The 13585-nt window shown below is 61.1% G+C and carries 12 protein-coding genes; 7 read left to right on the top strand and 5 right to left on the bottom strand.

Annotated features, from left to right (window positions below):
- Positions 1-5: 5 nt before the first annotated feature.
- Positions 6-347 (top strand): cupin domain-containing protein, encoded by a 342-nt coding sequence (locus tag AC07XM_RS14830; RefSeq protein WP_016484999.1) that lies wholly within the window; start codon positions 6-8, stop codon positions 345-347.
- A 52-nt stretch (positions 348-399) separates the two neighbouring features.
- The gene (locus AC07XM_RS14825) at positions 400-1479 is read left to right on the top strand and encodes a polyamine ABC transporter substrate-binding protein (RefSeq protein ID WP_102689340.1); all 1080 of its coding nucleotides are present in this window, start codon (positions 400-402) and stop codon (positions 1477-1479) included.
- A 131-nt stretch (positions 1480-1610) separates the two neighbouring features.
- Here AC07XM_RS14825 and AC07XM_RS14820 read toward each other — a convergent pair whose 3' ends face one another.
- On the bottom strand, positions 1611-3194 hold the full coding sequence (locus tag AC07XM_RS14820; protein ID WP_016484997.1) for a peptide chain release factor 3: 1584 nt from the start codon (positions 3192-3194) through the stop codon (positions 1611-1613).
- A gap of 558 nt (positions 3195-3752) precedes the next feature.
- Between AC07XM_RS14820 and AC07XM_RS14815 the strand changes: the two genes are divergently transcribed.
- From AC07XM_RS14815 to AC07XM_RS14800, 4 genes are read left to right on the top strand one after another with little or no spacing between them, the layout of a single operon-like run.
- Positions 3753-4472, top strand: coding sequence for an ABC transporter permease (locus AC07XM_RS14815; protein WP_016484996.1), 720 nt, complete (start codon positions 3753-3755; stop codon positions 4470-4472).
- Between the two features lie 7 nt (positions 4473-4479).
- Positions 4480-5394, top strand: coding sequence for a glycine betaine ABC transporter substrate-binding protein (locus tag AC07XM_RS14810; protein ID WP_102689339.1), 915 nt, complete (start codon positions 4480-4482; stop codon positions 5392-5394).
- Positions 5391-6044, top strand: a complete 654-nt coding sequence (locus AC07XM_RS14805; RefSeq protein WP_016484994.1) for an ABC transporter permease — start codon at positions 5391-5393, stop codon at positions 6042-6044. Before AC07XM_RS14810 ends, AC07XM_RS14805 begins: the two co-directional genes overlap by 4 nt.
- A complete protein-coding gene (locus tag AC07XM_RS14800) occupies positions 6041-7198 on the top strand; it encodes an osmoprotectant ABC transporter ATP-binding protein OsmV (protein ID WP_102689338.1) in 1158 nt (385 codons plus the stop codon). Before AC07XM_RS14805 ends, AC07XM_RS14800 begins: the two co-directional genes overlap by 4 nt.
- A gap of 141 nt (positions 7199-7339) precedes the next feature.
- Here AC07XM_RS14800 and AC07XM_RS14795 read toward each other — a convergent pair whose 3' ends face one another.
- The 3 genes from AC07XM_RS14795 to AC07XM_RS14785 all read right to left on the bottom strand — a co-directional run bounded on the left by AC07XM_RS14795 (position 7340) and on the right by AC07XM_RS14785 (position 11357).
- Positions 7340-9769 carry a TonB-dependent siderophore receptor gene (locus AC07XM_RS14795; protein WP_095115809.1) on the bottom strand — a complete coding sequence of 810 codons (2430 nt, stop codon included), beginning with the start codon at positions 9767-9769 and terminating at the stop codon, positions 7340-7342.
- A gap of 107 nt (positions 9770-9876) precedes the next feature.
- Positions 9877-10839, bottom strand: coding sequence for a FecR family protein (locus AC07XM_RS14790; protein ID WP_024717614.1), 963 nt, complete (start codon positions 10837-10839; stop codon positions 9877-9879).
- A gap of 20 nt (positions 10840-10859) precedes the next feature.
- Entirely contained in the window at positions 10860-11357 is a 498-nt protein-coding gene (locus AC07XM_RS14785) for a sigma-70 family RNA polymerase sigma factor (protein ID WP_016484990.1), read from the bottom strand.
- 494 nt (positions 11358-11851) lie between these two features.
- Here AC07XM_RS14785 and AC07XM_RS14780 point away from each other — a divergent pair, with 494 nt between their 5' ends.
- Entirely contained in the window at positions 11852-13015 is a 1164-nt protein-coding gene (locus tag AC07XM_RS14780; RefSeq protein WP_012270610.1) for a type III PLP-dependent enzyme, read from the top strand.
- 51 nt (positions 13016-13066) lie between these two features.
- On the opposite strand, the gene AC07XM_RS14775 is transcribed toward AC07XM_RS14780, so the two are convergent.
- Positions 13067-13483 carry a hypothetical protein gene (locus tag AC07XM_RS14775; protein WP_054833427.1) on the bottom strand — a complete coding sequence of 139 codons (417 nt, stop codon included), beginning with the start codon at positions 13481-13483 and terminating at the stop codon, positions 13067-13069.
- Between the last annotated feature and the right edge of the window lie 102 nt (positions 13484-13585).

Raw genomic sequence — 13585 nt, 5'->3', positions numbered from 1 at the left:
CGGTCATGAGCATCACCCAGTTCAAGAACACCGACAGCGCTGTGCTCGACAGCTCCAACCCGGTCGCGGTGCCACTTGGCGACCCCGTGGCTGTAACGTCTGTCACCTGCGTGGAGCGCAGTGATGGCGTCGAGACCGGCATCTGGGAGTGCACCCCCGGGCGCTGGCGGCGGCAGATCGTGCAACAGGAGTTCTGCCATTTCATCAAGGGCCGCTGCACCTTCACCCCTGACGGTGGCGAACCCCTGGTCATAGAAGCCGGAGACGCATTGATGCTACCGGCCAACAGCACAGGCACCTGGGACATCCAGGAGACCGTGCGCAAGACCTACGTACTTATCTTCTGATCCGCTGATCGCCTGCCTTCGATAACAACAGACAAAGCAAGGTAAACCCGACATGCGCACGCTCCTTCTCGCTCCTCTGATGCTGGCCGCCAGTGTGGCCAGCGCCGCCGAAACGGTGAAAATCTACAACTGGTCCAGCTACGTCGCCCCCGACACGCTGAAGAACTTCCAGCAAGCCAGTGGCATCGTGCCCACCTACGATGTGTACGACAGCAACGAAACCCTCGACGGCAAGCTGATGACCGGCAACTCCGGCTACGATGTGGTGTTCCCCTCCAACCACTTCATGGCACGGCAGATCCAGGGCAAGGCCCTGAAGAAGCTGGACAAGTCGCAGCTGCCCAACTGGCAAAACCTCAACCCGGTGCTGCTCAAGGCACTGGAGGTAAACGACCCCGGCAACCAGTACGGCTTCCCGTACCTGTGGGGCAGTACCGGCATTGGCTACAACATCGACAAGGTCAAGGCGGTGCTCGGCGACAACGCGCCGGTGGATTCGTGGGACCTGATCTTCAAGCCCGAGTACATGAGCAAGCTGAAAAGCTGTGGCGTCGCCGTGCTGGACAACGGCCCCGAACTGCTGCCGATTGCCCTGCACTACCTGGGCCTGCCGCACCACAGCCAGAACCCGGCGGACTACGAAAAGGCCAAGGCCCTGCTGATGCAGGTGCGGCCGTACATCAGCTACTTCCATTCGTCCAAGTACACCGGCGACCTGGCCAATGGCGATATCTGTGTGGTGGTGGGCTTCTCGGGGGATGTGCTGCAAGCGAAAAACCGTGCCGAAGAAGCGAACAACGGGGTGAAGGTGGGCTACTCGATACCCAAGGAAGGCGCGCCCATGTGGTTTGACATGGTGGCCATGCCGGCCGATGCGCCGGACGAAAAAGCCGGGTATGCCTACATGAACTATCTGCTGCAACCAGAGGTGATGGCCAACATCAGCAACCATGTGCAGTACGCCAACGGTAACCTGAAGGCGGACGGGCTGGTGGAGCCGGCAATGAAGGGCAATACGATGATTTACCCGAGCGAAGACATGATGGGTAAATTGTATGCGCTGGAAGCGATGCCAGCGAAGATCGACCGCATTCGCACCCGGATCTGGACCAGTATCAAAGCCGGAAATTGAAATGGGGCCGCCTAGCGGCCCTTCGCGGGCACGCCCGCTCCCACAGGTATCCCATGACCTCCAGGTATGGTGATTCCCTGTGGGAGCGGGCGTGCCCGCGAAGGGCTGCAAAGCAGCCCCGATTTCAGGCCTTAATGGTGCTCGCGGGTCGCGCGGAACTTGACGTCCGGCCAGCGCTCTTCCATCAGCGCCAGGTTGACCCGGGTCGGCGCCAGGTAGGTCAGGTGCCCGCCACCGTCGATAGCCAGGTTTTCCATGGCCTTGGTCTGGAATTCCTCGAGCTTCTTCTTGTCGTCACAGCTGATCCAGCGCGCCGACCACACGGTGATCGGCTCGTAGGCGCATTCGACTTTGTACTCTTCCTTCAGGCGGCTGGCGACCACATCGAACTGCAGCACACCCACCGCACCGAGGATGATGTCGTTGCTGCGCTCGGGGAAGAACACCTGGGTCGCGCCTTCTTCGGCCAGCTGCTGCAGGCCCTGGCGAAGCTGCTTGGACTTGAGCGGGTCCTTCAGGCGCACGCGGCGGAACAGTTCCGGGGCAAAGTGCGGAATCCCCGTGAAGCCCAGCGCCTCACCTTCGGTGAAGGTGTCGCCAATCTGGATGGTACCGTGGTTGTGCAGGCCGATGATGTCGCCGGCAAAGGCCTCATCCAGCTGCTCGCGCTCAGAGGAGAAGAAGGTCAGCGCATCACCGATGCGCAGGTCCTTGCCGGTACGCACGTGGCGCATCTTCATGCCCTTTTCGTACTTGCCCGAACAGATGCGCATGAAGGCGATACGGTCACGGTGTTTCGGGTCCATGTTCGCCTGGATCTTGAACACGAAACCTGTGAACTTTTCTTCCACCGGCTCCACGGTACGCTCGTGGGCGACCCGGGCCAGCGGCCGCGGCGCCCAGTCGACTACGGCATCGAGCACATGGTCGACACCGAAGTTGCCCAGCGCCGTACCAAAGAACACGGGCGTCAGTTGGCCGTTGATGAATTCGTCCTGGTCGAACTCATGGCATGCACCCTGTACCAGCTCAAGCTGCTCGAGGAAGCGATCATATTCGTCACCCAGGTGCGCGCGGGCTTCATCGGAGTCGAGCTTCTCGATGATCTTCACCTCGGTACGCTCATGGCCGTGGCCAGGGGTGTAGACAATGATGTAGTCACCGCGCAGGTGGTACACGCCCTTGAAGTCGCGGTAGCAACCAATCGGCCAGGTGATCGGCGCAGCCTTGATCTTCAGAACGGCTTCGATCTCGTCGAGCAGTTCGATCGGGTCGCGGATGTCACGGTCGAGTTTGTTGATAAAGCTGACAATGGGCGTATCACGCAGGCGGCAGACGTCCATCAGGGCGATGGTACGCGGCTCTACACCTTTACCGCCGTCGAGCACCATCAGCGCCGAGTCCACCGCGGTCAGGGTGCGGTAGGTGTCTTCCGAGAAGTCTTCGTGGCCGGGGGTGTCGAGCAGGTTGATCATGTGCTCGCGGTACGGGAACTGCATCACCGAGGTGGTAATCGAGATGCCGCGCTGCTTCTCCATTTCCATCCAGTCGGAAGTGGCGTGGCGGTCGGACTTGCGCGACTTCACGGTACCGGCGACGGCAATGGCCTTACCCATCAGCAGCAGCTTCTCGGTGATGGTGGTCTTACCGGCGTCGGGGTGGGAAATGATTGCGAAAGTGCGGCGCTTCGCGACTTCGGCGGCCTGGTTGGTCATGGGAAATCGCCTGACTGGGGGATTCAAAAAGGGGCGATATCATACCTGAAGTTGGGCTGGGACCAAAATCTGCTGAATCAGCGGCAGTTGCGCCGGCGTCTCGCGGGTGAACCCGCTCCCACAATGACCTGCGCTGTTTTCAAGCCTTGCGCAGTACCTGTGGGAGCGGGCTTGCCGGCGACAGGGCCAGCCCAATGGCAAAAAAAACATCTGACAATCGCTTTATCGCGACAAATGGCCAAAGCGCAGTTATTTCAACGCCTGCAGCGCATTAAGCTGCTGTTTTTTCTCGCCAAAATTCCTGACACCCAGTGATTAACGCTGGCCAAATGCCGCCTCAAATGGGAACCTTTACGCCCACGGAGACGTCCATTCCCCTGCAACCCGCTTCGGTTGGGGACTGGTTTCATCAGCATTTTCGGGCCCGACGGGGTTCGGCTCATGGCCTGATCGCAGCCTTCGGCGTGCGTCACGCTGCTACTCGCGAACACACCAACCGCCGCCAGGACTGGCCGGCAAAAAAGAAGTGTGCTCGCCGACAACACAAGGAGTCCGCCTGTGGCTAAACGCTACGGTAAAGGGCTGTTGGGATGCGCCACCGTGCTCGTCATCCTGGCCCTGCTGGTCCACTGGATCGGCATCGACACGATCGCGCGTTACCGCGACGATCTTGGGTTCTACCTGCAAGCGCACCTGGTTCTGGTGCTGGCTTCGATGGCGGCGGCGCTGGCCGTGGGCATCCCGGCTGGCATTGCCCTCAGTCGACCGCACCGGGTCGACAAAGCCGAACGCTTCATGCAGTTTTTCAACGTTGGCAACACCATCCCTCCCCTGGCCGTTCTGGCCATCGCGCTCAGTATCCTGGGCATAGGCGCCGGGCCTGCGATCTTCGCGCTGTTCCTCGCCTCCCTCCTGCCCATCGTGCGCAACACCTACGAGGGCCTGAAAAACGTCCCCGCCTCGCTCAAGGAAGCCGCCACCGGCATCGGCATGACCCCGCGCCAGCAACTCTGGCAGGTGGAGCTACCGAATGCCGTGCCGATCATCGTCGGGGGTGTACGTGTGGCCCTGGCATTGAACGTGGGCACCGCGCCACTGGCATTCCTGATCGGCGCCAACAGCCTGGGCAGCCTGATCTTCCCCGGCATCGCCCTGAACAACCAGCCACAGCTGCTGCTGGGTGCCGCCTGCACCGCACTGCTGGCGCTGGTACTGGACGCGGCGGTGAGTTTCTCCAGCAAGCGCTGGCTGGAACGTGGCCTGGCCCAACAAGGATAGGGAACCTATGAACAAGAGAATCGCCTTGCTGCTGGGCGCGGCCCTGCTGTTCGCAGGATTTGCCCAGGCAGCGGAAAAACCGCTGGTGCGCATCGGCGCGCGGGTGTTCACCGAGCAGACTGTGCTCGCCGAAATCACTGCGCAATACCTGCGCGCCAATGGCTTTGACGTGCGCGTCACCACCGGCCTTGGCAGTAACATCGCGCGCCAGGCCCAGGAAACCGGTCAGCTTGATCTGATGTGGGAATACACCGGTGTTTCGCTGGTGTCTTACAACCACATCGACGAGCGCATGCCCAGTGCCGAAGCCACCTTCGCCAGGGTCAAAGAGCTGGATGCAAAGAAGGACCTGATCTGGCTGACCCCGTCGAAGTTCAGCAACACCTACGCACTGGGCCTGCCCAAGCAAGTGGCCGAGGCCTACCCGCAGGTCAACACCATCAGCGACCTCAACCAGGTACTGCGTGACGAAAGCCCGCGCAACCACCTGGTGGCGCTGGACACCGAGTTCGCCAACCGCCCCGACGGCCTGGTTGGCCTGCGCGAGATGTACGGCTTGCCGCTGGACCGGCGCAACATCCGCCAGATGGACGGTGGCCTGGTGTACACCGCCATGCGCAACAACCAGGTGTTCGCCGGTTTGGTGTACACCACCGATGGCCGCCTGAGTGCGTTCAACCTCAAGCTGCTGGAAGACGACAAGCACTACTTCCCCGACTACACCGCCGCGCCTGTGGTGCGCAAAGCCGTGCTCGACGCCAACCCGCAACTGGCCGCCCTGCTCAAGCCACTGGCCGAGCAACTGGACGACGAAACCATGCGCCAGCTCAACGCCAAGGTTGACGTCCAGCACCAGAACCCGAGCACCGTGGCCGCCACCTTCCTGCGCGAGCACCCACTGAACAGCGAGGGCCAGCCATGAACCTGATCGATACCTTCAGCCACCTGGACTGGGCCCAGGTGCTGCAACTGACCTGGCAGCACATCATGCTGGTGGGCGTTGCAGTGAGCCTGGCCATCCTCGTCGGCGTACCGTTGGGCATCTTGATGACCCGCTTCCCGGCTGTTGCCGGGCCGCTGCAAGCCAGCGCCACGGTGCTGCTTACCATCCCGTCGATTGCCCTGTTCGGCCTGCTGCTGCCGTTCTACTCCAAGTTCGGCCAAGGCCTGGGTCCACTACCCGCGATCACTGCAGTGTTCCTGTACTCGCTGCTGCCGATCATGCGAAATACCTACCTGGCCCTGACCAATGTCGAGCCCGGTATCCGGGAAGCCGCACGCGGCATTGGCATGACCTTCGGCCAACGCCTGCGCATGGTCGAGCTGCCTATCGCGGTACCGGTAATCCTCGCCGGTGTACGCACTGCCGTAGTCATGAACATCGGCGTCATGACCATTGCCGCCACCATCGGCGCCGGCGGCCTGGGCGTACTCATTCTTACCTCCATCAGCCGCAGCGACATGTCGATGCTGCTGGTCGGCGCCGTACTGGTCAGCCTGCTGGCGATCATCGCCGACCTGCTGCTGCAAACCCTGCAACGTGCCCTGACTCCAGAAGGACTGCGCTCATGATCGAACTGAAGAACCTCAGCAAAACCTTCAACGTCAACGGCAAGGAAGTCAAAGCCGTCGACTCGGTGAACCTCACCGTCAATGAAGGCGAAATCTGCGTGTTCCTCGGCCCCTCGGGCTGCGGCAAGAGCACCACGCTGAAAATGATCAACCGCCTGATCACCCCTACCTCCGGCCAGGTGTTCATCAACGGCGAAGACACTACCGGGCTGGACGAGGTCACCCTGCGCCGCCGCATTGGTTACGTGATCCAGCAGATTGGCCTGTTCCCCAATATGACCATCGAGGAGAACATCACCGTGGTCCCGCGCCTGCTCGGCTGGGACAAGCAAAAGTGCCACGAGCGGGCGCGTGAGCTGATGCACATGATCAAGCTCGAACCCAAGCAGTACCTGCAGCGCTACCCGCGCGAGCTGTCCGGTGGCCAGCAGCAGCGGATCGGCGTGATCCGTGCCTTGGCGGCCGAAGCACCGGTATTGCTGATGGACGAGCCGTTCGGCGCGGTCGACCCGATCAACCGCGAAATGATCCAGAACGAGTTCTTCGAGATGCAGCGGGCGCTGAACAAGACCGTGATCATGGTCAGCCACGACATTGACGAGGCCATCAAGCTGGGCGACAAGATTGCCATCTTCCGTGCCGGCAAACTGTTGCAGCTGGACCACCCCGACACCCTGCTGGCGCACCCGGCGGACGACTTCGTGAGCAACTTCGTTGGCCAGGACAGCACCCTCAAACGCCTGCTGCTGGTACGCGCCGAGGATGCAGCGGACAACGCGCCGTCGGTGAGCCCGGAAACGCCCGTGAGCGATGCGCTCGAGCTGCTGGATGAGCACGACCGCCGCTATGTCGTGGTGACCGATGCACAGAACAAGGCACTGGGCTATGTGCGCCGACGTGACATGCACCGCCAGCAAGGGACGTGTGGCGACTTCCTGCGTTCGTTCAATGCCACGGCGTCGCACGATGAACATTTGCGCATCCTGCTGTCGCGCATGTACGAGTTCAACCGGGCGTGGTTGCCGGTGCTGGATGCCGAGCAGGTGTTTTTGGGCGAGGTGACGCAGGAGTCGATTGCGGCGTACCTGAGTTCGGGCAGATCGCGCGGGGCCAAGACCAGCATCGTCTCGCCAGCCGAAGCGGTGGTTTCGTAGAAAGCCGGGGGGCGCTTCGCGCCCCATTCGCGGGACAAGCCCGCTCCCACAGGTACGGCGCAAGCCTTGAGACTGACACTGTACCTGTGGGAGCGGGCTTGTCCCGCGAATGGGGCGCAACGCGGCCCCAGCAATCTCCAGTCAGAACCCTACGCTGGCCTGCACATAAAAGGTCCGCGGCTCACCTACATAGAGGCCGGCGTTGTTGTCGCTGGAGCGGGTGAAATACTGCTTGTCGAACAGGTTCTTCACCCCCGCCGCCAGCTTCAGGTTGGACATCTCTGGCCCGAACTCATACCCGCCACGGGCATGCCAGGTCACGTAACCCGGGATATCACCATACTGCCCATCCGCACTCGGCTCGGTGATGTAGTCGCCGTTGAAGCTGCCATCGGCATTGATCCCGGTCCCCGGTGCGCGCTGCCTGGATTGGGCATAGGCGTCCAGGTTCCAGGTCCAGCGGTTAACCGCGTAACGCACGCCGGCGGTGGCCACCTGACGTGAATAGAACGGTAGGTCACGGCCCTTGAAGCCCGGGATTTCACCTTCATACGTGGCCCGGGTAAAGGTGTAACCACCATTCACCGAAAGCCCTTCCAGGCGCGGGTCCAGCCCAGCCAGGTCATAACGCACCGAAGCCTCGATACCCTGGTGCTTGGTCGCCCCGAGGTTGGTCCAGCCTACGTCGTTGCTGATGTACTGCAGTTCGTCATCAAAGTCGATGTAGAACGCGGTCAGTTCACCCGCGAAACCGCCATTTTCATAACGCGTGCCGATTTCGTAGGTCTTGGCCTTTTCCGGCTCCAGGCCATTGGCCGTGCTGTTGCCAGTACCGCCTTGGCCCAGCTGGAAGTACTGCAAACTCCCGAACGAGGTTTCGTAGTTGGCGAACACTTTCCACGCGTCGGAGATGTGGTACATCACGCTCAGGGCCGGCAGTGGCTCGTTACTGGTGATGCTGCGCTTCTTCTCCGCCACCGGGCGGTTGTTGGCATCCAGCACCGGGCGGTCGCGCCAGTCAGTATTGATGTGCTCGAAGCGGATGCCCGGCGTGATGGTCCAGTTGCCCACATCGATCTTGTCGTCGATGTAGTACGCGCTGGCCTCCGTGCCGCCGCTGCGGTCCTGGAACACATGGCCGTCAGAGGTCGGAGTCACGGTCGGCACGTTGTCGATCAGCGCCAGGCGGGTCGACTGTTCGCGCATCGCTTCCTTCAGGTAGCGATAGCCCACGCTGACTTCCTGAGTGGTGGGGCCGGCAAAGAAGATGCGCGACACCCGTGGCTCGATGGCGAAGGTGTGGTAGTTGCGCGGGTAAGAGGACAGGGTCTTCATGTCACGCGAGGCGATGGCGCTGCCGCGGAAGCTGTCGGTGTAATACGTCAGTACTTCGAACTGGGTGGCATCGTCGAGCTGGCGTTGCCACTTGAACGACACATCCTTGCGCCTGCCGGCGAAGTAGTCGTAGTCGCGCAGCGACTGATAAGGGTTGCTGTCGTACTGCGCCTGGGTCAGGCCGCCGGGCATGTCGGCACGGCCATCGTAATAATGGAAGTTGAGCCAGAACTCATCGACATCGGTGGGCGCCCAGTGGGTCTTGAGGATGACGTCGTCGATGTCGTTGCCATTATTGCTTTCACGGTAACCGTTGCCGTTCACCCCGGTGTACAGCAGCGCCACGCCCATGCCGTTGTCCGCCGTGCCGCCGACGAAGGCCGACTCGGTGTGCTTCCAGCCGCCGTGTTGGGAGGTTTCAAGGGTGGTGGACAGTTCCGCCGAGGCCTTTTCCGGAATCGCCCGGGTGACGAAATTGATCACCCCACCCACGTTCTGCGGGCCATAGCGCACCGAACCGGCACCACGCACCACATCGATGCTGTCCAGGTTGCCTGAGGAAATCGGCGCCATCGACAGCTGTGGCTGGCCATACGGCGCGAAGGCGGCCGGGATGCCGTCGATCAATACGGTGGAGCGTGGCGACAGGCGCGAGGTGAGGCCGCGTACGCCCACGTTCAGCGACAGGTCGCTGCCGCCGGTACCGTTGGAGTCCTGCACCTGTACACCCGGGATGCCACGCAGTACGTCGCGCACGCTCATCGCGCCCTGCTCAACCATTGCCTCGCGGCGCACCACGGTGCGGGCACCGGGGTGGTTCTGCACCACGCTTTGCTGGGCATCGCCCAACCAGTCACCGACCACCTTGATGTCGGTGGGCGCCAGCTCCAGGCTGCCGCTGCCCAGGTCGAGGGCCGTCGGCAGCGGCTTTACCACCACGGTGTCCTGGGACATCTCGAAGGTCAGCCCGCTGCCTTGCAGCAACTGTTGCAACGCCTGCACCGGCGCCAGGTTGCCGGACACCGCCGGGGCCTGTTTGCCCGCCACCAGCTCGGGGCTGAAGAACAGCTGCAGGTTGGTTTGCTGGCCGAGCTGGTTCAGTGCCGAACCCAGCGGTTGGGCCTGGATCTGGAGGGTTTTGCCCGCCTCTGCGGCCTGGCTGTTGACGGTCACGGCGCTGACCGCCAAGGCCAGCGACAGGGCGCGCAAGCGTAATAAAGGCTTGTTGTTGTTCACGTCGTCGAAACTTCCTGAATGCGGAATAAACGCCAACTGCATGCAAATGGAAATGCTTGGCAGTTGCAGCTGGCGAGGAAGACGAACGAGCGAAAAAAAACCTGAATCTATTTCGCGATTATTTCGCGGGAGCCATCTTCATGGGCCTTGATGGCCACCGGCAGGATGCTCGGCAAGGCCCGCAACAGTGCGTCGGTGTCGTCGGTGCTGAAGGTACTCGAAAGGCGCATCTGGGCGACTTTACCGGGGGCAACGCGCAACGGCTGGCTACGGTAGCGCGATGCTTCGGCCACCACTTCGGCGAGGGTGGCGTTGTCGAACACCAGCTTGCCCTGGCGCCACGCTGTGACGGCAGCCGTATTGACTGCGTAGGGGGCGGTCACCGCGCCTTGTGCATCTATGTGCGAACCCTGGCCAGCCGCAAGCTGCGCCAGGGCGGCGCCCTTGCCCTGCACACGCACCGAACCCTGCTCTACCGCGACACGGGTACTGGCCGGGTCCAGACGCACATCAAAGCGGGTACCGGTCACGGTCACACGGCCTTGAGCTGTGTCCACCACAAACGGCCTGGCACTGTCGTGGGCGACGCTGAACATCACCTCGCCGGCATTCAGGCGGATATGCCGCTGGCCAGCGCTGAACTCGACCTGCAACTGTGTACTGCCATTGAGCTCCAGTTGCGAGCCATCCGGCAATTCGACCTGGCGGCGCTCATTGAAGGCAGTCTGCACGCTGGCTTGGTGATTCAGTTGTTGATAGTGCCAGCCGCCCCAGCCCAGCCCCAGTGCCAACACCGCCACACTGGCGGCCAGGGCCTGACGCATGAAGCGCCGACGTGGCAACTGCTGCACCCGGTCCGGTTGGCACAACGCTTCAAGGCGTTGGCGTGGAATGAAGTTGGCGGCCTGCCACACACGGCTGAGGTGCTGGTACTCCTGACGGTGGCGCTCGTCGCTGGCCAACCAGGCGCGCAACTGTTTTTGCAGCCCGGCATCCCGAGGCGCATCCTGCACGCGGGCAAACCATGCGGCCGCCTGCTCGCGGACGGTATCAGTACCGTGCTGTTTCATCGAAAAGGTCTCCTGACGCTTCATGCCGACACATCCAGGTGCTCACGCAAATGCCGGAGCGTGCGGATCATATACTTTTCGACCATGTTCTTGCTCAACCCCATGCGCTCGGCGATCTCGGCCTGGGTCAGGCCCTCGAGCTTCTGCCAGATGAACACCTGGCGGCAGTTCAGCGGTAACTCGGCCAGCGCCCGCTCGACGCTGTCGGCCAGTTCCAGCGCATGCACATAGGCCTCCGGGTCATCGCTGCCGGTGGTGCCATTGTCGATGGCTTCCAGCGCCAGCGCCTGGCGGCGGTCTTCGCGGCGCAAGCCATCTACGGCCAGGTTGCGTGCGGTCTGGTGCAGGTAGGCGCGCGGCTGCTCGACCTGCTCGCGCGGGTTTTCCAATACCCGGACAAAGGCATCGTGGGCGAGGTCCTCGGCCTGCTGACGACTGCGCAGTTTGCGCGTCCAGGTGCCGATCAGCTCATGATAATGATCGAGGAAGCCTTTGTGTCCGGACACGGTCTGGGTCATCAGGGAGGCGGATAAGGGTGCGAATAGTAATGTTTCGCATCAAAACCAGCAAATCCGCCAGTCGGTAACAAAAAATTTATGGAGGATTTCCTGTACGTGGGTACCAGGAAAATGTGGCCATAAATATGAACACCTGAGGCCCATTGGCAGGTGAACCCGCGCCTGCAGGCATTCCACAATCCCTATGGAAGCGGCTTCACCCGCCAAAGCGCCAATACGGTGTATTCCACAATATTTAACGCTTGAAACATCGCAGGGAACATCAGCCGGTCACACGAGTCGGTTATTCACATGGCTGGTCGTCGAGCCAGGTCGATCACGCCCGGATTGCCTGTTGATTCTGCATTCTTCACGCCCTAAAGTGCGCGCCGAACGTCCATGCTGGAAACGATCCATCCGGCTCAAGTACTGAGTAGGCGAACCAAAGTGGGGATACGGAGGACGTTCAGTTTGCAGCCACTTAAATTTTCAGTTTGCCCATGGAGTCCCTGAGCATGTCGATCCAGGTCGAAGATTATTTCGCGCGTGACACCTTCCAGAAAATGAAGGCGTTCGCCGACAAGCAGGAAACCCCGTTCGTACTCATCGATACCCAGATGATCAGCCAGGCCTATGACGACCTGCGTGCGGGCTTCGAGTTCGCCAAGGTCTACTACGCCGTCAAGGCCAACCCTGCCGTCGAAATCATCGACCTGCTCAAAGAGAAAGGTTCGAGCTTCGACATCGCCTCGATCTACGAGCTGGACAAGGTGATGGACCGCGGCGTCAGCGCTGACCGCATCAGCTACGGCAACACCATCAAGAAGTCCAAGGACATCCGCTACTTCTACGAGAAGGGCGTGCGCCTGTACGCCACCGACTCGGAAGCCGACCTGCGCAATATTGCCAAGGCCGCACCGGGTTCGAAAGTGTACGTGCGTATCCTGACTGAAGGCTCCACCACTGCCGACTGGCCACTGTCCCGTAAATTCGGCTGCCAGACCGACATGGCCATGGACCTGCTGATCCTCGCGCGTGACCTGGGCCTGGTGCCTTACGGCATCTCCTTCCACGTGGGCTCGCAGCAGCGCGACATCAGCGTGTGGGACGCCGCCATCGCCAAGGTCAAAGTGATCTTCGAGCGCCTGAAGGAAGAAGACGGCATCGAGCTGAAGCTGATCAACATGGGTGGCGGCTTCCCGGCCAACTACATCACCCGTACCAACAGCCTGGAAACCTACGCCGAAGAAATCATCCGCTTCCTCAAGGAAGACTTTGGTGACGAGCTGCCGGAAATCATCCTGGAGCCAGGCCGTTCGCTGATTGCCAACGCCGGTATCCTGGTCAGCGAAGTGGTGCTGGTGGCGCGCAAATCGCGCACTGCCGTCGAGCGCTGGATCTACACCGACGTGGGCAAGTTTTCTGGCCTGATCGAAACCATGGACGAAGCCATCAAGTTCCCGATCTGGACCGAAAAGAAAGGCGAAGCCGAAGAAGTCGTCATCGCCGGCCCGACCTGCGACAGTGCCGACATCATGTACGAAAACTACAAATACGGCCTGCCGCTGAACCTGGCCATCGGTGACCGCCTGTACTGGCTGTCGACCGGTGCCTACACCACCAGCTACAGCGCGGTGGAATTCAACGGCTTCCCGCCGCTGAAGGCTTACTACCTGTAATGCACAACGGGGCCGCAAGGCCCCGTTCTATCCGCAGCGATACCCCGTACATCACAGAGGCTTGTAATCGGCCAACGTAAAGTGCACCTCATCGCTCGTGACACTATGAGTGCTCAGATAGGCAATGAGGCTGAGCCCCGGGCCGTGGGTTTTGATCTTCACGGTATACCCCAGGCGATCTCGCAAAATGAATGCGGGACGAGCGTTCTCCCCTTCCCCATGCACACCAATCTCCTCGATCTTCCAGAACACATCGTCGGACACTGATCGGTAGAAACCAAGAAATCGATTGAGACTGGAATCCATTTGCCGCCCGAAGTAGTGCGAGCCCTCTGTAACGCAGGTAACCCGATAATGCCGACGGTTATCCCGTCGCTCGATGAAATCGAAGCGCAGCGTCACCGGCGTCGTATTTACTGTATCGAAGGATTCAGGCAGGCACAGCCAGCCAGAATCGGCCATGTCCATGAACGCACTCTCGATGATCATTACGGGCTTGATCGACGTGCCCCAATTAAGACAGTCCAGCTGGGCTGTAAAAGAAGTGTCCAAGTTTATTGCTGTCATACC

This window comes from Pseudomonas sp. GW460-LB5, assembly GCF_059423245.1.
Note: the sequence above shows the minus strand (reverse complement) of the source record. Positions and strands in the feature narration are given on the sequence as shown.